The sequence below is a fragment of the Chitinophaga filiformis genome, from assembly GCF_021646545.1.
Classification (GTDB): Bacteria; Bacteroidota; Bacteroidia; order Chitinophagales; family Chitinophagaceae; genus Chitinophaga; species Chitinophaga filiformis_A.
This window is the reverse complement of the sequence record NZ_JAKIRP010000002.1, coordinates 35147-59552: the sequence shown is the minus strand read 5'-3', so window position 1 is coordinate 59552 and position 24406 is coordinate 35147. Positions and strand designations below refer to the sequence as shown.

25 protein-coding genes are annotated in these 24406 nt (G+C 44.6%); 18 read left to right on the top strand and 7 right to left on the bottom strand.

Going from position 1 to position 24406, the window contains the following annotated elements; translation table 11 throughout:
- Positions 1–107: 107 nt before the first annotated feature.
- Entirely contained in the window at positions 108–491 is a 384-nt protein-coding gene (locus tag L3C95_RS06725; protein ID WP_236386050.1) for a hypothetical protein, read from the top strand.
- A gap of 159 nt (positions 492–650) precedes the next feature.
- Here the strand turns inward: L3C95_RS06725 and L3C95_RS06720 are convergent, their stop codons facing one another.
- A complete protein-coding gene (locus tag L3C95_RS06720) occupies positions 651–1040 on the bottom strand; it encodes a winged helix-turn-helix transcriptional regulator (protein ID WP_236386049.1) in 390 nt (129 codons plus the stop codon).
- Between the two features lie 84 nt (positions 1041–1124).
- Here L3C95_RS06720 and L3C95_RS06715 point away from each other — a divergent pair, with 84 nt between their 5' ends.
- From L3C95_RS06715 to L3C95_RS06705, 3 genes are all read left to right on the top strand, one after another.
- A complete protein-coding gene (locus L3C95_RS06715) occupies positions 1125–1925 on the top strand; it encodes an alpha/beta hydrolase (protein WP_236386048.1) in 801 nt (266 codons plus the stop codon).
- Between the two features lie 296 nt (positions 1926–2221).
- On the top strand, positions 2222–3553 hold the full coding sequence (locus tag L3C95_RS06710; RefSeq protein WP_236386047.1) for a M23 family metallopeptidase: 1332 nt from the start codon (positions 2222–2224) through the stop codon (positions 3551–3553).
- Between the two features lie 51 nt (positions 3554–3604).
- Entirely contained in the window at positions 3605–3964 is a 360-nt protein-coding gene (locus L3C95_RS06705; protein ID WP_236386046.1) for a DUF6717 family protein, read from the top strand.
- 49 nt (positions 3965–4013) lie between these two features.
- Here the strand turns inward: L3C95_RS06705 and L3C95_RS06700 are convergent, their stop codons facing one another.
- Positions 4014–5105 (bottom strand): amidohydrolase family protein, encoded by a 1092-nt coding sequence (locus tag L3C95_RS06700; protein ID WP_236386045.1) that lies wholly within the window; start codon positions 5103–5105, stop codon positions 4014–4016.
- Between the two features lie 456 nt (positions 5106–5561).
- Here L3C95_RS06700 and L3C95_RS06695 point away from each other — a divergent pair, with 456 nt between their 5' ends.
- On the top strand, positions 5562–6308 hold the full coding sequence (locus tag L3C95_RS06695; RefSeq protein ID WP_236386044.1) for a ferritin-like domain-containing protein: 747 nt from the start codon (positions 5562–5564) through the stop codon (positions 6306–6308).
- 20 nt (positions 6309–6328) lie between these two features.
- Positions 6329–6982 carry a DUF1361 domain-containing protein gene (locus L3C95_RS06690; protein ID WP_236386043.1) on the top strand — a complete coding sequence of 218 codons (654 nt, stop codon included), beginning with the start codon at positions 6329–6331 and terminating at the stop codon, positions 6980–6982.
- Between the two features lie 189 nt (positions 6983–7171).
- Here the strand turns inward: L3C95_RS06690 and L3C95_RS06685 are convergent, their stop codons facing one another.
- On the bottom strand, positions 7172–7897 hold the full coding sequence (locus L3C95_RS06685) for an SDR family oxidoreductase (protein WP_236386042.1): 726 nt from the start codon (positions 7895–7897) through the stop codon (positions 7172–7174).
- A 182-nt stretch (positions 7898–8079) separates the two neighbouring features.
- On the opposite strand from L3C95_RS06685, the gene L3C95_RS06680 reads away from it, so the two are divergent.
- Positions 8080–8280 (top strand): hypothetical protein, encoded by a 201-nt coding sequence (locus tag L3C95_RS06680; RefSeq protein WP_236386040.1) that lies wholly within the window; start codon positions 8080–8082, stop codon positions 8278–8280.
- A gap of 10 nt (positions 8281–8290) precedes the next feature.
- Here the strand turns inward: L3C95_RS06680 and L3C95_RS06675 are convergent, their stop codons facing one another.
- Complete coding sequence (locus L3C95_RS06675; protein WP_236386039.1) at positions 8291–8761, bottom strand: DinB family protein; 471 nt, start codon at positions 8759–8761, stop codon at positions 8291–8293.
- 265 nt (positions 8762–9026) lie between these two features.
- Between L3C95_RS06675 and L3C95_RS06670 the strand changes: the two genes are divergently transcribed.
- The 11 genes from L3C95_RS06670 (at position 9027) to L3C95_RS06620 (ending at position 20319) form a co-directional block, all read left to right on the top strand.
- Positions 9027–9812, top strand: coding sequence for a hypothetical protein (locus L3C95_RS06670; protein ID WP_236386038.1), 786 nt, complete (start codon positions 9027–9029; stop codon positions 9810–9812).
- Between the two features lie 24 nt (positions 9813–9836).
- Entirely contained in the window at positions 9837–10175 is a 339-nt protein-coding gene (locus L3C95_RS06665) for a hypothetical protein (protein ID WP_236386037.1), read from the top strand.
- A gap of 22 nt (positions 10176–10197) precedes the next feature.
- Positions 10198–11070, top strand: a complete 873-nt coding sequence (locus L3C95_RS06660; RefSeq protein ID WP_236386036.1) for a hypothetical protein — start codon at positions 10198–10200, stop codon at positions 11068–11070.
- Between the two features lie 5 nt (positions 11071–11075).
- Complete coding sequence (locus L3C95_RS06655; protein ID WP_236386035.1) at positions 11076–11750, top strand: response regulator transcription factor; 675 nt, start codon at positions 11076–11078, stop codon at positions 11748–11750.
- Complete coding sequence (locus tag L3C95_RS06650; protein WP_236386034.1) at positions 11728–13077, top strand: sensor histidine kinase; 1350 nt, start codon at positions 11728–11730, stop codon at positions 13075–13077. The genes L3C95_RS06655 and L3C95_RS06650 overlap by 23 nt, the downstream gene beginning before the upstream one ends.
- Before the next feature lie 146 nt (positions 13078–13223).
- A complete protein-coding gene (locus L3C95_RS06645) occupies positions 13224–13829 on the top strand; it encodes a Crp/Fnr family transcriptional regulator (protein ID WP_236386033.1) in 606 nt (201 codons plus the stop codon).
- Between the two features lie 83 nt (positions 13830–13912).
- The gene (locus L3C95_RS06640; RefSeq protein WP_236386032.1) at positions 13913–14311 is read left to right on the top strand and encodes a YybH family protein; all 399 of its coding nucleotides are present in this window, start codon (positions 13913–13915) and stop codon (positions 14309–14311) included.
- A gap of 60 nt (positions 14312–14371) precedes the next feature.
- Complete coding sequence (locus L3C95_RS06635) at positions 14372–15340, top strand: zinc-binding alcohol dehydrogenase family protein (RefSeq protein ID WP_236386030.1); 969 nt, start codon at positions 14372–14374, stop codon at positions 15338–15340.
- A 242-nt stretch (positions 15341–15582) separates the two neighbouring features.
- Entirely contained in the window at positions 15583–15909 is a 327-nt protein-coding gene (locus tag L3C95_RS06630; protein WP_236386028.1) for an MGMT family protein, read from the top strand.
- A gap of 207 nt (positions 15910–16116) precedes the next feature.
- The gene (locus L3C95_RS06625) at positions 16117–17619 is read left to right on the top strand and encodes a choice-of-anchor I family protein (RefSeq protein WP_236386025.1); all 1503 of its coding nucleotides are present in this window, start codon (positions 16117–16119) and stop codon (positions 17617–17619) included.
- 255 nt (positions 17620–17874) lie between these two features.
- Complete coding sequence (locus L3C95_RS06620) at positions 17875–20319, top strand: TonB-dependent receptor (RefSeq protein WP_236386023.1); 2445 nt, start codon at positions 17875–17877, stop codon at positions 20317–20319.
- Positions 20320–20429: 110 nt separating this feature from the next.
- Here the strand turns inward: L3C95_RS06620 and L3C95_RS06615 are convergent, their stop codons facing one another.
- Genes L3C95_RS06615 through L3C95_RS06605 form a run of 3 tightly spaced genes read right to left on the bottom strand, consistent with a single transcriptional unit; the run spans position 20430 to position 24388 of the window.
- On the bottom strand, positions 20430–21749 hold the full coding sequence (locus L3C95_RS06615; RefSeq protein ID WP_236386022.1) for a KamA family radical SAM protein: 1320 nt from the start codon (positions 21747–21749) through the stop codon (positions 20430–20432).
- Positions 21750–21797: 48 nt separating this feature from the next.
- A complete protein-coding gene (locus L3C95_RS06610; protein WP_236386021.1) occupies positions 21798–22763 on the bottom strand; it encodes a TauD/TfdA family dioxygenase in 966 nt (321 codons plus the stop codon).
- Between the two features lie 26 nt (positions 22764–22789).
- On the bottom strand, positions 22790–24388 hold the full coding sequence (locus tag L3C95_RS06605; RefSeq protein ID WP_236386020.1) for an MBL fold metallo-hydrolase: 1599 nt from the start codon (positions 24386–24388) through the stop codon (positions 22790–22792).
- Positions 24389–24406 lie beyond the last annotated feature (18 nt).

Genomic DNA, 24406 nt, shown 5'->3' with positions numbered 1-24406 from the left:
CCCGGTATTGTCATGGCTAACGGGCAAGTATAACTTTGTTTTCCGATAACAGGGACGCCGAAAACTGATTAACTGAAAGAGTAGGCATTTTACCAAACTTTGCATGTATGAAATTTTTAAGAAACGCCCTTCTGGCATTGATGTTCGCCTCAACTTTTACTGCCTGTTCAAAAGACGATGATAACAAACCATCATCTTCTTCCCATAAAGTTGTATTCAAAGCTATCGCCAGTGCAGGTTGCACACTCACTGCAGCTGCCTATGCTTATGATGGCCATCAGACAACTGCTACCGGACTTAGTGGCGCCACATGGACCAGTCCAGAGATCACCGTTCCACCGGGCACTGTACTGGTAACAGCAGCAGTAGTCGGATCGGGAGTAAATGCTTCTTCATCATTAAAAGTGCAGATCTTTGTGGATGGGGATTTGAAAAAAGAAGGTATTTCAACGGGAGAAATTCTCAATACGTCGGCCACCTACAGCTTTTGACACTGATATATCTGTATATAAAAAGTCACATCTTTTGTTGAAATCCCAGCAAAACGAAGGTGTATCATCAAGTCTGATACACCTTCTGCTATTCGAATGCCTGATAGCGGTTTATCATTGTTAAAATAACGCTGAGCATCTTGTTATACTTCTCACTTTCTACTTAGAAAATTTACAGAACTCCATAGGACCAGATCCCCAGTCTTTTTTGCCCCACAGATGCAGGTCCAGGATAATAGCCAGCAGTGCGGCTCCTTTCTCTGTCTGCGTATAAATGGTTTGTGGAGGCACTGTATCAGGCAACATTGTTTTTTCTGCCAATCCTTCATCCACCAGCTCTTTCAACCTTTTCCCCAATACCTGATCCGACAGGGAAGGAAAGGCTTCTTTCAGGCGACTGAACTGCCGTACGCCCTGTGAGATGCAGTACAGGATCTGCATCTTCCACCGGGGACTGATCATCTTCAGAATTTCATTCACTTCACAGGAAGCAGCCAGTATTTTCAGGTTATATGCATTGGTAGAATTCTCCTTAATCTTGCTCGCCATATAGATTCATTTAAAGGCTCACTTTCGGGTGAGTTATTGCCAGCCATAATAGGCCGGGATAAATTTGCCTCAAAAATAAACATTATGAAAATAAGAAAAGTCAGACTGGCATTCCTCCTGTTGATATCCGTTTTCATGTTAACGGATACACACGCACAATCACCTTCTTCCAAACATCCCGTATATGTACTGGTACATGGCGCCTGGCATGGCGGCTGGTGCTGGCAACGCGTAAGCAGTCAGCTGAGGGAACATGGAGGTATTGTATATACGCCTACGCTCAGCGGACTGGCAGAGCACAAGAATATACTGAGTCCTGCCGTCAATCTGGAAACTCATATCTCAGATATTGTCAACCTTATTGAAATGGAAGATCTGCATAATGTGATACTTGTAGGCCATAGCTATGCAGGAACCGTAATTGCCGGTGTTGCCGACAGAATTCCTGAGCGGCTGAGCAAACTGGTATTTCTGGATGCGATACTACCGGAGAACGGCCAGAGTGCATTCTCTATTCAGCCGGAAGCGGTGCAGGATGCCATGTCAAAAGCCGCAGAAAAAGACAGCGGCCTTACTATCCCGGCATGGCCCGCAGAGACATTCGGAGTAAGCAAGCCTGCAGATGCCAGTTGGGTAAATGCAAGACTGTCAGGTCATCCTTTCCGGACATTTACACAAAAACTGACATTACAGCACCCCTACGGTAATCATCTTCCCCTGATCTACATAGCCTGTACCGTCAAAATGCTGCCTTCGATAGTGCCCTTTGCTGAAAAAACGAAGAATAGTAAGGACTGGAAGTATTATTCGCTGGCAACAGGGCATGATGCCATGATCACAGCACCGGAGAAAACGGCGGCTTTGCTCGAGTCATTTGCAAAATAATGAGGCATTTCGGAGCATATGAGTTGCATATGACTAGCATATGACCAGGATTAACTTCCGATTATCCTCCGATCAAATCGGAGGATAATCGGAAGTTAATCCTGGTCATATGCTAGTTACATCCTGGTCATATCCCCACATCAGGACAATAGAACCGATAGCATGAATCCGGTAGAGATTCGCCTGACCTTCGGTCAAGGTAGGATGAGTAACAGGGAAGGGCATCCAAAGAGGGGGGAGTTGACTTGTCAACGACTGGCGTGACAATTGTATGCTTTACTCTGAAACACATCGTTATGATCAACAGAATAGCATATAACAGCCCGATTACGGGGCTTTTTTTCATATACTGCCTTCTTGTATGCACGGCGTGTTCGTCGTCAAAACGGGGCTTATTTGCAAAGAAAACCGCCCATGAGCAGTATGCCAGCCGTATTACAGACGCCGGACTGGGTACCAGTACAATGGGCAGCCTGTGGTTTGCGGCTGCAGAAAAGGCCTTGGTCCGTCCATTGACAGTAACGTTGCCTTACAGGGAAACGGGGTATTTTGCTGCAGAGAAACCGGATGCTGCCGGTTATCTTTTTACAGCGCGTCGTGGTGACAGGCTGGATGTTCAGATCACTGTAAAATCATCAGTCCGCCTGCAACTTTTCACCGAGCTCTGGCAACCGGCAGAAGGGAGTGAGAAACCACGGCTGCTGGCTACGGCAGATACTGTTACCGGCAGCTTACAGTACGAGATAGAGCGAAACGGCCGTTTTTTACTTCGTCTGCAACCAGAGTTACTGCAAAGCGGTGAATATACTGTGAGCATCAATACAGCCCCCTCACTGGCATTTCCGGTGGCAGGCAATATGGATCACCGGATCGGCAGTTTCTGGGGTGACAGACGCGATAAAGGCGCCCGTAGTCATGAAGGGATCGATATCTTCGGCAAATTCCGGACACCGGTAGTGGCAGCGGCGGATGGTATTGTTACCAGTACCCGACAGACCAACCTGGGAGGGAAAGTGGTCTTTTTATCTCCAAACGGGAAACCATATGCCCTGTATTATGCACATCTTGACTCACAACTGGTCAGAGAAGGGCAAAGAGTACGTACGGGCGATACGCTGGGCCTGATGGGCAATACAGGTAATGCCCGTACAACACCCACTCATCTGCATTTTGGCATATATACCAACAGCGGCGCCGTTGATCCACTACCATTTGTAAGCAGGAACAGACCAGAACCTGCAACAGTACAGGCCAATACCAGCCTACTCCGGCAAACTGCCCGCAGCACAACTGCAACGCCATTGTATGCTTCTCCCATAAAAAACAGCACCTCTCTGGAAAAATTGCCGGCAAACTACATTATGTATGTGATGGCTGCCACAGGCAACTGGTATAAAGTAGTGCTGCCTGATAGCCGGGAAGGATTTGTAGAGAGCAAATCTGTATCCGGACAGCCGTATAAACGATTGCTCACTAAAACAAGCACACGCTTATTCGACGCACCCGACAGCATAGCGGCTGTGAAAACGACGATTCCCAAGGGGAAAGATATTAACGTTTTAGGCAGCAATGGTATCTACCAGTTTGTTAACTATGAAGAGCTGAATGGCTGGATACAGGTTGATTAGCGTTGTGTTCAGGAAGAAATCAATACCTTTGCCACCTTTAAATATTCGGAGATGAGACACACATTCAGATTTTACAAGTCTCCCTCAAACAGGTGGTACATTGATCTTCCGGGATGGGAAGGCAGTATCAGCGAGCTGGAAATGGTTGAAGGTGCGGATACTATGCTTGACAAGATTAGTGGTGATACCAACGAATGTTTTATTGACATCAGCGACGAACCTTTTGAGGGATCGGATACGGTTAAACTGGTTAGCGACTTACGTGATTCCATAGGTGGGGGCAATTATATAATGGAAACATATATGGGCGAACCTGTCAACCATCCGATGTGGCTTTGCGCGGTTACAGAACATGTATTTGCAGACCTTCCGGAAGCTATTTATGTTAGTCCGGTAACAAATAACGATTGATGTTATAACCAAAAGGGACTGAGAAATCAGCCCCTTTTTTAATGTGATATTATTCAAACAAACTCTTATCTATTCCAGGAATGATCCTCAACGCATTCTGATAATATACTTTCTTCAATATATCATCCGGCAGCGCCATACCATACATACGCCAGAAAGCATGATACTTTTTGTGATACGGGAAATATTCATCTGCAGTTTCAAGTACGCGGAAATACGTGGTATATTCTTCCGGCTGCCAGGAATCTTTACCGAAAAGGATCCGGTTCTGATACTTCTCAAAGAATTGTCTTGCCATCCTCGGTTGACGCCCCAGTTCAGCAATCACTGCTCCAAATTCAACATACATATTCGGTATCTGTTCCATCAGTTGCGATAAATGAGCCAGGTCGCTCGCGTACCAGCCGAAATGCGCATTTATAAAGGTGGTAGCCGGATGTTTCCTGAACATGCGGTGTTGCTCCTCAATGATCTGTTCCCAGGGTGCCGGATCAGTATTACTGCGTTTGCGGCCCGGATGAGTAATCAATTCCAGCCAGCGTTCGTTGTTATTATCCGCCGGCTGCCAGAATTGTTTGGGATCAGCGGCATGTATCAAGACGGGGATCTTCAGTTTACCACACTGGTCCCATACGGCATCCAGCCGGGGATCATCAATGGCTACCCGCTTGCCGTTATTATCACGTACACTAAGTCCCAGGTTCTTGAATACTTTCAGACCGTTTGCACCATTCTTCACGTCTTCTGTCAGCTGACGCACGGCTTTCTCCGTCCAGCCCTCCTCTCCTATGCCGCTGAAATCAATATTGGCGAAAATGATAAACCTGTTTGGCGCCTTACTCTTTACATTGTCTGTCTGCGCTTTCAGGCGGCTGCCGTTTCCACCACTAAGATTCACCATCACTTTCATGTTCAGGGCATCCATATCCTGTAGCAGGTCCCGCAGGTTTCCCGACGACAAGCCATTCTGATGATTATGCACATCTATAAAAGGGAACTTCGCCTTTGTCAGTTTATGTTCCGGTACTACCAGGGAGGAAGGCGGGTCGTATTTTTCAAAATCAATGGTGGGTCTTTCCTGGCCATAACACATAGAGCTGGTACTTAGTAAGGCACAGGCGACAATAGACAGTTTACGCATATGTTCTAGAGATAGTTTATTCTAAATTTATAAAAAGATCATAAGTATCAAAGGCAAGCTTTATGAGCGGTAAAAGGAAAGCAAAAATATTTTGTTGAAAGTTAAAAATTATTCATTTACTTTGTCATTCAAAGTGCTTTAAAAACACTTTTCAGACATTGAGGAACACCGGCCTGCATTAACTTGTAACCCATTCATGGTAATGCAGTTAGCCGAATACCTATATGTTTACCTATTGCCGGCAGTTGCACGTCAAAGGATACCATAATGGTTCCCGAACCCGATGGTAGCATCATCTTTTGTACACTTCAGTAACCCGGTTCATTGAATCAGGACAAGCATAATGCTGATAGTCTGATATAGGCATTGTCTTGTCATTTTTTTGCCTTTACACTTTGAAACACAAAGTATATATAGAACAATTACGACCTGTACTCACTATGAAAAATATAACACATGAAGACAAGTAATCAGTGGATTTTGTACTTCGAAGAAAACGCAAAACAGCGACGTATAGACTGGTCTTTGAACCCCGATATTTCTGAACAGGAAATTTCAACAATACTCCACTCTCTGCAAGCCTGGCAGCTGGGAGAGACATCTGACGGCCGGCATCTACTGCAGGCAGTAACCAGGTACGCAAAGCAGATAAATGACCTGGCTTATATTGAAGCTACCGCGCTGTTTATAAAGGAAGAACAGAAACATGGCAACAATTTAGGGACTTACCTGGACAGAATAGGAAAGCCAAGGATCAAAGCGGACCTCGGCGATACTCTTTTCAGAAAAGTGAGGTATTTCAACGCCAATATGGAAATATGGACACTCACCGTTACAGTTGTTGAAAGTACCGCACAAATATTCTATCAGTCCATGAAAGATGCTACCCGCTGTAAGTTACTGAAGCAGATCTGTACCGATATACTCATTGATGAAGCGCCTCATATTGCGTTTCAGACCGAGCGGCTTTCGATCATCTTCAATAGTAAGACCGCTTTAGGGAAAACAATCGCCCTGAAGGTCTATTATGTTTTCTTCTTCTCTACGGCACTCGTGGTGTGGATGGCGCACAGGAAGCTGTTCAAAGCAGGTGGTAACACGCTTGGGAAATTTATGCTCAAGATGAGATACAAGTACAATAGGATCATCAATCGCATCACTGCTAACAGCGCTATATTCAGAAACAGTGTTATTGCACACTAATGTTTTAAATTATTTTGTCAATGTTAAAGAACATTTCTCCACTTGAAAGAATGCTGCTGGTATCAGTATCCTTTACCATGCTGTTGTTGTTAACAAGGGTGATGTACACGAAAGAGCTGGTTTACGGTTTTTACATCTGGAATACCTTCCTGGCAATATTGCCTTTATTATTCAGCCGTTCGCTGATCCGGCAGAACAGGTTCAATCTCAGGGCAATACTTCTCCTCACCTGCTGGCTGGCATTCTTTCCGAATGCTGCTTATATCATAACAGATCTTTTTCATTATACAGAAAAGCCGCCCGTTCCTAAATGGTTTGATCTGCTACTGGTAACTTCGGCAGCATGGAACGGTCTTCTACTGGGGATTGTATCGCTTATGCAGATAGAACAGTTTTTGTCAGGGCACCTGAGAGACGGATGGGTAAAGATTTCTGTGATCATTAGTTTTATATTATGCGGCTATGGCGTCTATATAGGCAGGTACCTGCGTTTCAATAGCTGGGATGCCGTTACCGAGCCGCAAAAGCTTCTATATACATTCTCCGTGCATATTTTCCGGCCACAGGAGCATGTCATGATGTGGGCGTTTACCTTTCTGTTCGGAACTATGTTTGGCATTGTTTATTTCACGTTAAAACAATTCCGATTACCCGCGGTTGTCAACCGGTTATAAAGACACGTTGCCGGGTTGAAACCGGCGCTACAAACACCCCGCACCTAGCGGAGCCGATTGGTGTTTTGTTCCCGGCTTATTATCATCCCGGGGCTGTCCCCGCAGAATCAGATGACACTATTGTTTGTAAAATAGTGTCATCTGATAAGCCTAATAAGCCAGGCAGGAGCTTTTTGAGTTACCACCCCGTCAGCTTGGGTTCAGCCTGTTAAAAGCGCTATTCAGCTCTTCCGAGCCGGCTTTCGACACGGCTTCAGTGAATCCGAAAGTCAATGCTGTTTTACCTTCTTTTAACTGTGTGAATATAGCGTCTAAAAAATCACTTACCGGAGGGGCCGCATCGTGCAGGCCCTTTCCACCAAGATCGGTATTCAGTGCGGGCGGTATCACTTCAATCACTTCTATGCCTCTTGCCTTGAGCAGGTATTTTGACGAAAGTGTGAAGGAATGGAAAAAGGCTTTGGTGCCGCTGTATACAGGTACTTTAGTCAGTGGTACGAATGACAGTCCGGAGGTCACGTTCACAATCGTATGCAGTGATTGCAGTTTAATGAATAGCGCAGTCAAATGCACCGGTGCTTCGATGTTCGTAGCAATTTCATTTTTTGCACGTTGATAAAAGTCCGCATCTGTGATGTTCATCCAGTTCTGGATACCTGCATTGTTCACCAGTACGTTCAGATCACTGTGCTGGGTGGCAACCCAGTTATAAAGATCTTCCCGTCCAGCTTCTGCTGACAAATCGCATACTTTGGTAATGATGGATGGATATTTAGCTGTAACCTCTTTTAAGGCAGATTCGCGTCTTCCACAGATCAACACGGTATTGCCTTCCTGTAGAAATCTTTCTGCAAGCCCCAGTCCAATACCGCTGGCGCCGCCGGTAATTAAAATTTTATTTCCTGTTAGTTTCATGAATAGTGCTGTTTACGATAAAGAATGAGCAAAATTAAGAAGGGACGGTATCAGACCAGTTACGAACATCAAACCATCATTTGCGAAATTCAAACAATCCATTCATTTGCCTGTAAAACCTGCTCATTGTGTTAATGCCTTGGCATGATTTTGTTACCTGAACAATAAATAAATGATATTTTATGATACAGGACAATCCTAAAGATAAAGACGTCAAAAAAGAAAAAGAAGATTCCAGCATAAAGCCAGACCCTGAAACACTCGGACCGGATCCTGAGGAGCATATGAAAGGGCCAATCTCTTCCATTGTCAGGAAGATTGGCGAGGAAGCTGAAGAAAATGACGAGAAAGATAGTGATGAAAAAGAAGAGGAAAATGATTGAGGCCGTGTAATTAATTACCGGCCTTAATCAGCTTTTTCAGGATCACAATCTGCCCCAGATGATAGTGCAAATGCTCCACCGTACCTTGCAGATTTCTATAAGTGGATGAATGATCTGCCACAATTGGCTCCGGCAACCTGCTTTCATTTACCTTTTTTATTGCCTCTGCCAGTTCATAAGCAGAAGCTACCAGTTCCTTCTTCAGGTTCGTCCAATCCTGTTCACTTGTTAAGCCGGGAACATCAAATCCGTTAACATCAGGTATGGTTACCCTGATCCCGTTTATACGTTGTATCATCACCCGGTTCCAGTAGATAAGATGATTTACCAGCGCTGCGATCGTGTTGGGCGAAGCTTTTGTTTTCAAAGTGGCTTCCTGTACTGTTACGTCCTTCAGGCTATCCATAATATTTACATCAGTCCAGTTTTCTCCCTCGATGACGTCCAGCAGATGTGTGGATATTTGTGTAAGAATATTCATAGCTGTGATGGTTACTATATAAAGATATCACTTCCTCTTCGATGCCCGATTGCAAAAAATAGCCGTTCCTGCCCAGAGAACCCCAAATACCAGGCCATGACACCAGAAGGCCTCCCCTGTTGCACATGATATTATTTTAACGTGCTTCAAGTATTTTTCTGGCATTCTGCCTTCTCCCCCACAAGCCGTTTTTCATTTTTTCTTCATGTTGGGCATCTAAGTTTGCATCAACAAGCAATAAATACTAACTTAAAATTGGAAATGTATGAAAACAACACTTTTTGTCATTGCTGCTTTTTTATTTTCAAACGCTATATTTGCCCAGCAAGCAACTGTTAAGACAACACAATCGGCGACCGTCGGGACAAATTCAGTGAACGGAACAATGTCTGGGCAGACTCATGCCCAGGCTGATGTTAAATCAGGCAATGTAAAAACAGCGTCTACTGGAGCTGCAAATGCATCAACAGGAGTAAATACTAAAAACAGTACAGCCATTGCTGCTCAAGACAAAACAAACATTTCTGCAGCTGCTACAGAGCATGCAGATGTATTAAAGAATAGTGTAAACAGTGCAAGCGGTGTGACTGTTAAAAGCACACAAAACACCACGACTGCTGTCAATAGCGACATAAAAGAGAACGCTGTGGGTACCAGTAACGTGGCTGTTAAAAGCACACAAAACGCCGCCACTGCTGTCAACAATGACATAAAACAGACGGCTGCAGGTACCATTAACACCACTGTTAAAAGCACGCAGAATGTTGGTACTGCTGTCAACAGTGAGATTAAACAGACAACTGTCGGCACCACTAATGCTACTGTTAAAAGCACGCAGCATATCGCCACAAATGTCAACAGCGACATTAAACAAACTGCTGTTGGTACAAAAGCAGCTGTAAAATCAGTAGATGCAGGTGTAAAAAATCATACTAAAATTGCCGCTTCCTCATCTATCAAGGCTGCAGGAGCTGTGCACAATACCGTGAAAGTGCCATCTATCAAAACTGCTACTCATGTCGGAGCAAATATGAAGGTAGGCCTGAGGTAACACATTATTAATACTGTCGTGAATATGAACAAAGGGGCTATATATCGCCATGTAGGAATAACCGCTATACTATCAATCATTTCCCTCTATAGTTGGGGTAGTACTACACTACCCCAACCTACTTACAAGGTAATTCCCCCGGATGCCGTGCGGATGGACACCATTCCTGTCAAAAAGCCGGTAGAGACGGAAACAGTAGAACCAACGCAGGAGCTGCCTGTGGAACCGGTTATTAAAGAGGTTCCCAAGGCTAAAAAACAGGTGAAACCTATAGCCGTTCCATCAGTGATAACGCCTGTAAAAACACCGAAAATCATCAAGCCAAAGATTGTCATCAAGAAAATAGGTGTTCGTGTTCCATAGCACAGCGCTTCAATGAAAAACCATGAAACAGATATTCTTTTTACTGCCAATATTATTAGCCAGTGCTTTCTGCCAGGCGCAGACAGACAGTACATTACAAAAGGACAGTGCAGCTACCGCTGAAAAATCCACACTTACTATTGGAACCAGTTATGCCAACAATGCGAACTATTACGGTCAGAAAGCAGATGAAAGAATGGCCTATGTAGCGGCAGTAGCCAAATATCAGCATCGCTCAGGCTTCTCACTGACCGGTACCAGCTATCGTTTACTGAATGACCATGACCGTGTTGTTTCTGCATACAGTGCAGGAGCAGGCTTTTCCTTTAAACTGAGTAAACGTTTGTCGGCAGAGCTGAGCTATAATTATACTTTTTATCCTAAGCTTTCTCCTTTCCTGCAAGCGGCCAATCCTCATTCAGCAGCTGTGGGGCTTACGCACAGCGGCTGGCTCACAACTACGCTGGGAGTGGATTACGCATTTGGAAAGACGAATGACTTCTTCTCTACGCTGGGTATCAGCAAACAGATCAACCTGTTTAGCCTGACCTCAAAAGACATCGTCACACTTACGCCGTTGATAGATGTAACAGCCGGCACACAACGGTTTTATACCTATTACATACAGGAAAAAACTATCAGAGATAGTTTGCTGGGCATTCTTCCCCCCATTTTAGGTACCACTCCGGGAGGCGGGACAGGCAGCACGTCTACTACCGAGACAACAACCAGCTATGATCTGCTGTCCTACAATCTGAAACTGCCGCTGGCTTATAACAGGGCGAGCTATATGATAGAGGTAGAGTACCAGCTTTCTCTACTCGGACAAAAGTCGCAGTCTGATCCGGGAAAGGCCAATTCATTTTTCACCGCGAGCTTTTACTACCAGTTTTGATTGATATGAAAGTACTGATCATTGAAGATGAAAGAGGGATGGCACTGGAAATGGAAGATTTCCTGATAAAGGCAGGATATCTTTGTGACCTTGCCTTTACCGCCAAACAGGCAAGACAGCTCATGGAAGAAGGTCCTTATGACTTTATACTGCTTGATCTTGGTCTGCCAGACAAGGATGGATTATTAGTGCTGGAAGATGCCAAGAAGATCTGTCCGGAAGCTTCTTACATTATTCTCACTGCCCGTGGTAAACTGGAAGACCGTATAAAGGGGCTGGACCTGGGAGCAGATGATTATCTCCCGAAGCCCTTTTCACTGCTGGAACTGCAGTCACGTATGCAGGCGATCAGTCGCAGGAAATCCGGGCTTAGAGACAACCTCGTGGCACTGGGCGATTTCACTGTCAACTTAAATACCAGGATGATATTGTATGGAGATGCAGATATTGGCCTCTCGAAAAAAGAGTTTGACTTGCTGAGTTATATGCTGCTGAACAAGAACCGTCCACTAACACGCATGCAGCTGAGTGAGCATATCTGGGGAAGTTTTTCGGACGATGATTATGATTCCAACTATATTGATGTGCACATAAAGAACATCCGTAAAAAACTGACTGAACATGGACCGGTAGAATGGCTGCAAACCATCAGAGGGGTTGGATATAAAATTAAACTATAACCATATCGTGAAGCTGCTTACCAAACTTACGCTTACCTCTACCCTGTCCAAGATAGCAACGGTCATTCTCTTCATTATACTGTTGCCTGCCCTCATAGACAGGGTGGCTTTTCAAAGCACGAACCGCCTGTTAAAGCAGCAGGCAAAAAAGGTAATGACGAATATTCAGACGAACGGTATAGACTATTATCTGCAGGGAGATTCCACATATGGCAGTTATACCCTGCTCCGGGAAGAGTATATTTCCCTTGAACGGGCGAGGCATATTTACTCATCAGATACTATCCAGACCGCGCAAAGAATTATAGAGGGAGATACTGTCATGTACCGGATCCTGAACCAGGCCTTCGAGTACAATGACCAGTTGTACGAGCTGGAGATTGGTAAAACAATTGCGTCTATCAGTCAGTATAATGGTCCGCTGCAAAGGATTGCCCTGTATGTATTAGGAATGCTGACGATACTGACACTGCTTACGGACATTTCTTTTACGCGTATCCTCCTAAAACCTTTGCAAACGATCATTCAGACTAAACTGATCAATCCTGTATTTCCCTTCAAGGAAATTCCTCCTCCTATCCGGACTACAACCATTGACTTCAGGTACCTGGACAACTCCCTGATTGCATTGATGAACAGGATAAAAGAAGACTTTGACAGGGAAAGGGAGTTCACCTCCAATGCTTCTCATGAACTGATGACGCCAATTGGCATCCTGCAGACCAAGATGGAAAATCTGCTGCTGTCAAATGACCTTGACGAAACAGCGATGGAGAAGATCATGGAAATGATGAAGACACTCAACCGCCTGAAGAAGATCGTTCATTCACTGCTATTAATATCGAGGATTGAAAATGATCAATATACCAGGCAGGATAATATCCAGCCAGAGAAAATGATCAGCGAGATCATACAGGAACTGACACACCGGCTGGAAGACAAGAATATCAGCATCACGGCCTCCCTGCAGCCGCATATTATGTTGCGCAAACTGAACCATGATCTGTTGTTCCAGTTATTCTACAATCTTATCAACAATGCTATCCGGTACAACAGACCCGATGGAAGTATTCATATCAGTGATACGCTTAGGACAGATGGCTCCTATGCCATTGCTATCAGGGATACGGGAATAGGCATTGATCCCTCAGATATTGACACCATATTCAACCGTTTCCGGAAGAAGAATACGACGGATGGCGAGGGCTATGGACTAGGCTTGTCTATTGTAAAAAGTATTGCTGACTATCATGGCATCAGAATGAAAGTGGTTTCGGAGGTAGGTACTGGTACCACCATCCATGTGATATTTCCTTCAGCACATTGATCACATCTTCATTCGGGCGATAAAAAGTACTAAAAGAGCCTTCGTCTGCTACCTATGGACGGGCACCGCTGATCTTCCATATTTAACTATCTTTACCATCTATGGCGGAATACTCATTTATATTATAAACTTTCATTCTTTGGATTGTGAGTACTGAAAATACGTCAGTAAAACAGTTAATAAACTATTTCAAAAATTACTTCCCACTCAACAGCAAGGAGCGTGATGAATTGTCTGTGCATTTTACGGAGCGTAAAGTAAAGCGTCGCGGGTTTATTCTTCAACAGGGAGATGTATGTCGTCATTTTACATTTGTGATTAGCGGTTGCTTTAAAATGTATGCAGTGGATAAGAATGGAAAGGAGCACAATATCCAGTTTGCAGCAGAGAATGACTGGATTACTGATCTGGCCAGCTTTTATGCTGAAAAACCAAGCCAGCTTTATATAGAAGCGATGGAATCATCTGTTATCTTACAGATAAAACATCCGGATCTGCTCTCCCTCTATATCAACCATCACAAATTCGACCGCAATTTCAGGATCATCATCGAGCAAAAATTCATAGCCCTGCAGAACAGGGTATTGCAGAATATCAGTTCAACAGCAGAAGAGCGCTATCAGTCATTTCTGGAACAATACCCTCATATTGCCAACCGCTTGCCTAACACGCAGATAGCCTCTTACCTTGGGATCACTCCGGAATTCCTCAGTAAGGTGCGCAAAGACCTGACACAAAAGCCGCACCCTTAAACTATATTAAGGGTATTTCTTAACATACCTCATTGGCTGATCCTGCCTTAAGATGCCACCTTTGCATTACAAAAAGGATAATCATGGGCATTCAGGAAGAAAAGCAGGCGATTCAACAATTACTGACTGCATATGCAGATACGTTAAATACTGCGAATATTCCGCTGATACATCTGTTTTACACTTCGGATGGCCTTTTTATGGCCGCTGATACTAAGACATTTACCACCCTGGATCTATCCACAAGGAATAATGGAAGTTACCTCAAAAGGACAAAATTTCATATCGATTTCACCGTCCATGATATTGCATTAGATACCCGCTATGCATTTGTGCAGGCAACAGCCGTAGCTACTACTCATGATCCGGTAAACGGACAACAATCGATACAGAGTAGAGATTTCTTTGTGCTTCGTAAAGAAGCTAAAGCATGGAAGATCTACCGGTATATGTTCAATTATGATGAAGACCATCCGAAATGATGGTAGTCGTATGCAGGCCCGGACTATAAAGCAATTAATAATTATCTAAACAAAGGATATATGAGAGCAGCAGTATTATACTACCCTGGTGGTCCCGAAAACTTTATACTGGAGCAAAGACCGGTACCTGTTGCGGGTGATGGCCAGGTGTTGATAAAGGTAAAAGCTTTTGGGTTGAACAGGTCAGAATTAATGACACGCAAAGGCTTATCGCCCAGCGTTGTTTTTCCCCGGGTATTGGGCATTGAATGCGTTGGTGAAGTTGAAAATGATCCGGCAGGAGTATTTAAAAAAGGAGAAAAAGTAGCTGCGTTCATGGGCGAAATGGGAAGAGCGTATGACGGCAGCTATGCAGAATATGCGGTACTCCCCGGATCTATTCTTACGCCTTTCCATAGTCATTTAAGCTGGGAGCAACTGGGCGCTATACCAGAGATGTTCCAGACCGTTTATGGATCATTGCATCTTGCACTGGGCATTAAAAAGAACGAAACCTTACTGATCAGGGGAGGCACTTCTTCTATTGGCATGCTTGCTACCCAGATCGCGAAAAAGGAGGGGCTGTATATAGTGGCCACCACCAGGAAACCAGAAAAGGAACAGCTGCTTTTAGATAATGGTGTTGATGAAGTACTCATTGATGATGGTAATCTGTCGTCAAAAGTTAAGGCCTCATTTCCTGCCGGTATAGACAAAATACTTGAATTGGTGGGTACCGGAACATTAAAGGATTCATTGCAATGTGCCGCACAGGGAGGTACCGTGTGCATGGCGGGTATGCTCTCAGAGCAGTGGTCCATCAGTGATTTTGCGCCTATGGAATATATTCCGGCAACGGTCCGTCTAACTATGTACAGCACTGGTCAGATCAGGGTGAACAAGGAGCATTTCCAGGCGTTTATCCGTGATGTGGAAGCGGGTAATATAAAGCTCAATATCAGTTGCACATTTAAGCTGGACGATATTGCTGCAGCGCATAGGTTGATGGATAGCAATTCGGCGGATGGGAAGATTGTGGTGGTTATCTGAAATATCCCATATTTTCTCCGAGCTGGATAACTGCTCAAACGCATCCGTCAACACTTCAAACTTGCTCTTCAGATCAGCCAAATAGCTGCTTCAAAAAACCGGAAAATCCCCTCCTGTAGTTTTGAATAACCATAAAACCTAAGCTGGGTTACAGGATATCGGGTTTCTTGATCTGATATCTTACATAATCTGGACCTTGGTTATTCAGAATTCTCTATCTTCATAAAGATTAATTATTCTGTATGATGAATGATCCGGATTTCAATAAACTCGTTTATGAGATTGCCAGATTAGTACCTAAAGGCCGTGTAACTTCTTATGGAGCGATTGCTAAAGCCTTGGGTAAGGGAAACTACTCCCGCATGGTAGGGCATGCCATGGGCGCCTGTGGTCATGAAAAACCACCTGTACCAGCACAGCGTGTGGTGAACAGCCAGGGACAACTGACAGGAGAGCCGGCGGGTATCGCAGCAAGGAAGAAACTACTTGAAAAGGAAGGAGTGGAAGTAAAAGGCGACAAGGTTGTAAACTTCAGGAAGTTCTTCTGGGATCCAAGCCAGGAATTATAAGGCCCCACCTAACGGTCAGGGGCATTTTATACATACTTTACCCTGTTGGCATTAGAATCGGTAACGTCGTAATATGATACCATCAAGTGCCGGAGAGTAAGAATGGTGCTCAGAGGCATCAGATATTAATAATTAAAAAACATTTTCTTAATAATATGTTCATATGTGTTTAGTACCCTTGCGGACTTCAAAACCTATATGACACATATGAAATTAAAACACCTGTTACCTTTTGTTATCCTTGCGATGACTGCTGCCTGTTCCAAGGACGACCATCCCAACGAGCCCACTGTTAATGAAGATCCTGCTACATTCACCGAAATTGGCACACTGGATATTGGTATAGCAGGCGCAGCTGAGATCAGCGCTTACGACCCCTCCACTAAAAGACTATTTGTAGTAAACAACGGCGGCCGGAATAAGATCGATGTTATAGACATGAGTGATCCCGCCAAAATGAAGTTAGTTGACTCCATTCTGACCAATAGCGGCGCAGTTAACAGTGTATCTGTAAGCGACGGTAAGCTGGCCGCGGCCATAGAGGCTTTAGACAAACAACAGCCTGGTAAAGTAACTGTTTATAATACCAGCAATTACCAGGAGATAAAAACCATCGCTACCGGATCTTTACCGGACATGGTAACCTTCAGCCCGGATGGTAACTATATTCTTACTGCCAATGAGGGTGAACCCGATGCAACTTATACTAACGATCCTATAGGCTCTGTTTCTGTGATCAGTGTAAAAGATAACTACAGTGTTGTCACAATTGATTTCAGCAGCTTCGCTTCACAGCAGGCGGCCCTGCAGCAAAGAGGATTACGTGTATTCGGTCCTAATGCCAGCTTTGCCCAGGACATGGAACCAGAATATATCACTGTATCACCAGACTCAAAAACTGCCTGGGTTACCTTGCAGGAAAATAACGCTATCGGGAAGATTGACCTGACAACAAAAACTGCTACCGATATTTTCCCACTGGGCTTTAAGGACTATAATAACGATACCAATACCATCGATCCATCAGATAAGGATAATAGCGTTGGCTTCGGTAAATGGTCTGTTAAAGGTATGTATCAGCCTGATGCCATTGCTGTACTACAAACAGGAGGCATCCCTTACCTGTTTACTGTAAATGAAGGCGATGTACGTGAATACACCGCTTTTAAAGAAGCTGACCGTATCAAAAACATTGCACTGGATCCTACTGCTTTTCCTAACGCTGCAGAGCTACAGGCGGATGCTAAACTGGGCCGTCTGAACATTACCAAGACTTTGGGCGATGCTAACGGAGATGGTCTTTATGAGACACTTTTCTCTTTTGGTGCACGTTCCTTCAGCGTTTGGAATGGCGTTAACGGTTCTCTCATCTATGACAGTAAAAATGAATTAGAAGTAAAGACCAATGCCGCTGGTTATTATGACGATGCCCGCAGTGATGACAAAGGTGTTGAGCCGGAAGGTATTACTCTTGGACAGGTAGGTAATAAGAACATTGCTTTCATTGGCATGGAACGTGCAGACGCTATAGCAATTTACGATGTATCTATACCGAATGCTCCAAGCTTTCTTCAGATACTGAAATCGGGCGATGCTCCTGAAGGAGTACTGTTTGTGCCAGCCAAAAACAGCCCTACCGGCAAGAGCCTCCTGATCATAAGCAATGAGGATGATGGCGTTTTAAAAGTATATACGCCGAAAACATTATAATAATCTGACTAATATACTTCATTAAAAAGGCCTTCGCATTAACTATGGAGGCCTTTTTTTAATGCGTTTTACCCTTTGCTTTTTTATTTTTAATACGATTATTTCCCCCCGATAAAAAGCAATAAAAAACATAATGACAAGATAAGTTAAGCCGTCAGCAACCAGCATTTTTTCCCGATAGCGTAAAACTTATTCCCGAATGTTAAAACAAATAACCCCATAATACACCAATTTCGCGGCCGAAATCAATGCTATATGAAATCATTTCTACTGCTGCTTTTGGCGCTTATGATGCTTTGCCCCGGCGTTCTTTTGGCTAACGATAACGAGTCTGATGGCAACGGAATTATCAGAGGTACGGTTACCACTACTGATGGAAAACCAGCTGACCAGGTTACGGTGAGACTCAAAAACACAAAGAAAACTACTGTTACAGATGAAAATGGCGTTTTCGTTCTGAGCAATGTGAAGCCTGGTACCTACACCTTGCAGGTAACGCTGGTGGGATACGGTTCCAAAGAAGAGACGGTAACAGTATCAAGCGACAAAACTGTTCAGGTAGCCATTTCATTATCATTATCTGACATACAGCTGAAGGAAGTGGAGGTAAACACAGGCCGCAGCAAATTTGCTAAAAAGGAGTCTGAATACGTGGCGCGCCTGCCGCTGAAGAACCTGGAGAATCCACAGGTATACAATGTGGTTTCAAAAGAGCTGATGCAGGAACAGGTGGTTGTCAGCTTTGACGATGCCTTAAAAAACACGCCAGGTGTGAACAGGCTATGGTCTTCTACCGGCCGTCCGAATGATGGTGCAGGTTATTTTTCCATGCGCGGCTTCAGCGTACAACCTACGATGATCAATGGTGTTCCTGGTCTCACCAATGGAGGTATAGACCCGGCAAATGTAGAGCGGATTGAATCTATCAAGGGGCCGTCAGGTACTTTATTTGGTAGCAGCTTTATTTCTTTTGGCGGATTATTAAATATTGTGACCAAAAAACCATACGATCATTTTGGTGGAGAAGTAAGTTATACCGCGGGAGGATTTGGACTGAGCCGTTTTGCTGCTGACGTGAATACACCGTTAAATGCAGACAAAACTGCCTTATTGCGTGTAAACGCTGCTTATCACAGCGAAGGGAGCTTCCAGGATGCCGGATTCAAAAAGTCATTCTTTTTAGCCCCTAGTCTTTCGTTTAAAGCAAATGACAGGCTGTCTTTCCTGGTGAATGCAGAGTTCTATACCGCGCAGAGCACCAATGCGCTCATGGTATTCATGAACAGAAGCCGTGCGCTGATTGCACACACTCCTGCTGAATTAAATATGGACTTTGACAGGTCTTACACCAGCAACGATATTACTTACAAAACACCTACCATCAATTTATACGGACAGGCTACCTATAAAATATCCGATCAATGGATATCACAGACCAACCTGTCAAGAAGCGTGCGTAAAAGCGACGGTAATTACTCTTATGTGATGTTCCTGGATGGAAGTCCGACCGGTCCTATCGCTGCTAACGACACGTTGATCAGCCGCTTTGTTTACTATCAGAACTCTACCACTACCACTACCGATATTCAACAGAATTTCATAGGAGATTTCAGGATCGGCAGCCTGCGTAACAGACTGGTATTTGGGCTTGATTTCGCGGATGTAAGTGCTGTAAATGATAACAGTGCCTATGCACTATTCGACTATGTAAACGTTACGCGTAACAATGATCCACGCTATGCCACGCTTACCAAAGCTGCAGTAGATGCTAAACTGGCCGGCCTTGGCGGTACAAAAGATGGTAACAGCAACCAGGTTTACAGCGCTTATGTTTCGGATGTGTTGAACGTGACAGACGCGTTAAGTGTGATGGCTAGCGTACGTATTGACCGTTTCGAAAGCAAGGGAAGTAAAAACTACGCTACTGGGGTGACCAGTGGTAAATATGGACAGACTGCAGTGTCTCCGAAATTCGGATTGGTATACCAGATCGTACAAGACCAGGTAAGTGTGTTTGGTAATTATATGAATGGTTTCCGTAACGTTGCTCCGGGTACAAAGGTACTGGACGACTATACCAATATTTTCAAGCCGCAACAGGCTAACCAATGGGAAGGCGGTGTAAAAGTTGACATGTTCAATCACAAGCTGACCGCTACTGCCAGCTACTACGACCTGTTGGTAAAGAATATTACACGTGGAGAAACAGTGGTACGCGACGGACAAAGTTATAATGTCACTGTTCAGGATGGTACACAGAAAAGTAAAGGTATTGAACTGGACCTGATCGCCAATCCCATTCCTGGTCTGAACATCGTAGCAGGATATAGCTATAATGACAGCAAGGCGGTACAGGCTATTGCCGCTTTAAAGGGCAGAAGACCAACTTCCGCAGGTCCGGCTAACCTGGCAAATGCATGGATCAGCTACACCTTTACAAAAGGTACTGTTAAGGGATTAGGTATCGGCTTCGGTGGTAACTATGCAAGCGATAATATTATCACCAATGATGCAAGAACCGGCTTATTCACCTTGCCTTCTTACACAGTGCTGAATGCATCCATTTTCTATAATGCAAGTAAATACCGTATCGGTGTAAAGCTGGACAACCTGGCTGATAAAGAATATTTCGGCGGATGGACAACACTGGAAAAACAAATGCCAAGACGTCTGTCAACCAATTTTGTTTTCAAGTTCTAGCTTCATCCCGGATGAGATTCTGTTAAACCCGAAAAGCCGCAGGCGTTTGCCTGCGGCTTTTTATTTGTCAGCCATTGCAATTATCTTTTTGCCGGATCAGCCTTTGTTCTTTACACTTGCAAAGAAATATTCCCATACCGCAATTCATTCCTGTCATAATCGTCCTGGTCACTGAAAAATTCCCTGTACCGCTCATCATAACAGGATAGATCATCAAACCATTTCGGATGGTCATTGCTGCCCCGGGCCTTGAATGTCTTATATGCCAGCGACCCATTCCTATGCTGCAGAAAACGTAACTGGTATACGTCATCCTCAATATCTAATAACTCTACTTTACCAGTGGTCATAGACATTACGGGGCCTCGGGCTGTGCGGCACAAACCACCTGTCAATTGTACGGCGCCACGATAAATATGCAATGCCGTCTCCAATGATTCAGCGAAGTAGTGCTGAGCGCCCGTATCCCTGGGCAGGAACATATAATAAGGCACACAACCCAGCTGCACCTGGCGCTCCCACATGGTTGACCAGATCCTTACCTTATTATTAATATGTCTCAGTAATGGCGCCTGTGTACGTATCTCGGCTCCTATCTTCCGCAGGTTGAATATGGCCTCCTGCGCCACTGCTGTCTCGAACTCCACGTAGTGATTAAAATGAGCCATGATAGCCAGGTGCTTTCCTGCAGCGGTTACTTTGGCTAATAACTCCAACAACTCGTCCTTGTCGGTGTCTGTCACGAACTTGTGAGGCCAGTAGCTGAGCGATTTCGTCCCTATCCTGATCACCTTCAGGCTTTTCACTTCCAGCAGGGGCAGCAGATAATTTGCCAGGATACGGGGACTCATAACCATAGGGTCCCCTCCTGTCAGCAACACATCTGAGATGTAAGGATTAGCCTTGAGGTAGGCTACCAGCGGCTCTATTTCTTTCGCCTGCATCTTGAAGCCCGGTTCATTAACGAACTGAGGCCACCTGAAGCAGAACGTGCAATAAGCGTGGCAGGTCTGGCTATGACTGGGAAAGAACAGTATAGTATTACGGTATTTATGTTGCATACCATCCAGCTTTTCTCCCAGGAAATAAGGTGTATTATGATCCACCTGGCCAGCAGGATGTGGATTCAATGACAACCGTATATCATGGATCAGATTACGGTAGGATACCTCATCCATGTTCCGCATTCCCCATTTCAATTGATCATAATGTAATTCGGTCAGCATTTCCTTATGTGGAAAGTTCAGGCGAAAGATCGGGTCGTCGGGAACATTTGTCCAGTTAATAAGATTCTCCAATACGTAGTTATTCGTCTTAAAAGGATAGATCTCACTAACTATTCTGATGTCCTCCATCTGCCTGTGATCCAGTAACATTAATTGGGGAATCTTATCAAGCTGATTGATATTGTATGATTTGAACTTAAACATTACAAAAAATTGAAAGGGAGTTTACGAAAAGGGGAAGCATCTCCGGACTCAGGCCATCGAAACCAATATCTTTCTATCTCCGGTAAATGGCAGACGACCATGTAGCGACAGCATATTATCCACCATCAACAGATCACCATTTTCCCAGGGAACAGGAACTGTTACGTCGTCCATTACCCGGATGATCTCATCGATATATTCTTTCTGTATCTCTGAGCCATCGCCGTAACGGGCATACATAGGCAGTCCATTAGGATCATTATTTGCCAGGAACATCAGGGTTTCAAACACTTCCTCACCATAAATGACAGGATAAAACTGATCTACCTGGTTAAACCATAAGCGGTCGCCGGTAACAGGATGTTTCCTGATGGCGGGTCTTGTCTGTTCGAGTCGCACGGCACCGTCAGGTTGCCATTTAACGGTGATACCGTTTTCATTGCAATAAGACTCCATGAACTGTTTATCTGTCGTTTCGAATGCTTCCTGCCAGGAAGGACCAAGTCCTGCACCGCCGTGCAGATTGCGGATATAAGTAATGCCTTTCGCTTCAAATTCTTCTACTATAGCAGGAGAAAGTAATTCCAGCACCTTCTTGCAATCGCCGACGGTTGTTTCACCTCCCGTATCTGCTTTGTTGATACAGCAAAAGAAGATATGCGCCGGCCAGAGATTAGAATAGGAAAATTCAGTGTGCAGGCGGATGATAGACGCTGCATCGTATTCGGAGGCATTGTATACATTGGAGGTATGTTTGCTTCTGCTGGAATTCCCATCCAGGAAACTGGAGGAGGCAGGATGCAGACGTTTCATTAACCCGCTAAAAGCGTCAATAGAATCTATATTAATGCCTCTTACGTGAATAGCACCATTTCTCAGCAGTGTCGATTCCATGAGTTCGCGTTTCTCATGGTACCAGTCAGCGAAGAAATCAGTGCTTACCTGCTCTTCAAATTTCAGGAACACGGGCAGTTTATCCTCACCTATGTGAGCAATAGATTTAGTTAAGTTCATACATGAAGGTTTAGCGATGTTATAAATCAGATTTCATACAATAATTCTTTTTCGCCGAACAGTCTCTCTGCGGCTATGTTGTTTTCTCCGCAATCTGTGATCAGCTTATTGGATGCTACAATGGGGTTGGCATCCTCATGATATCTTACACTGCTGATAAATTCAATCCAGGGTTCCAGCCCCATTGCGTACACATACAATTCACGGGGTTTAAATGTACTCACGAGCGCTTGTCCGCGGGGAAAGTTGGACCCTGCCAGCCTGCGGGAAAGATCCTTTTCTCTTTGTATCTCTTCCGTCATCAGTGGTCCGTATACCCATGTAAAGGGCGCACCATCGCACTCCATACCGAGGAAGATGATATCCACGGGCCCCGTCTGTTTCACGACGTGTTCATACAAGCGGGGTTCTATATTGCATGAGTCAGCGAGGAATAACATGGACTGTGAACCGATCCTCACATGATAGCAGAGCTTCGAACGGATGTTCAGGTCACCGTGTTCACCGAGGAAAGGTAGGCCGGTAATTGTACAGTTACTGAAAGTGATAGACTCCATTTCTTCCAGTTCCACTACATTATGGAAACCGATCATGTTGAACATCAGCTTAAGATTCGGGTCCTGCAGGTTCCCCATACTGCCTCTCGGTACAATGATCTTTTTGGTCTTATGACGCAGATAGAGCATGGTTTCAAACAGGATATGGTCCTGGTGATTGTGTGTGATCAGGATATAGTCTATTTCCTCTGGCAGATCGCTGTAAGAGAATCTTTCCACCTCGGCCTGGTAACCGTAATAACTGATAACAGGATCCACGAGAATTGATATTTCCTTCGTTTCTACCAGGATACAGGCATGTCCGAAGTAACGCATCCGTATTTTATCACCGGTATAACGTTCGTATTTAGGAGGGGCCTCTGTTGTGAAAAATGATTGGAACAGTTCAAGATCTTCATCAGCGATGCCCAATGCATCTTTTATTTCACTGAAACTACCCGGAACCGTCCTCATACGATGCAGGCGGTCTACCAGGCTGCTGGAGAAAGGAATATTCAGTTCTATACTGGTCGTATCTTTCAACCTTGCTGTACTCAGTACAAAAGGGCGTTCATCGTTGGTGGTAAGCCACATAGCCAGACTCTGCGCGTTCTCGTTGTAATATTCACTCTTATACATCAGCTGCTCGAAAAAACGGAAACCGGGATTGTTATGCAGATCGTAATTGATCTCAACAAGTCCTTTCAATATATCAGGTACTCTTTCATACAAAGGATCCAGCGAGAACCCGTGCGCTTCCTGCTGCAAGAGGTTGTCCAGATCCTTGATAGCTTCGGCAAGTTCCAGCATGTGTTTCCTGCTTTCTTTTGTTTCAGCGATCAGTTGTTTAATATCCTCTGCCCGGTTCGTATCATAGTTCATGAACGGTCCTCCCAGCATTTTCGGATTACGGATAGCTGCAGCGTGCACCTGCGGCGCCTGTACATAAGAGCTCATGATCCTGAGGTGCCTCGACTGTATGTTCATAGCCGCTGTTGGGGGATAGATCAGGTGCGTCCAGGCATACCACTTATCTATTAAGGGTTCTAATACCACATTGGGTCTGAGGTATACCACTTCATTTTCCATAAAAACAATATTAACGTT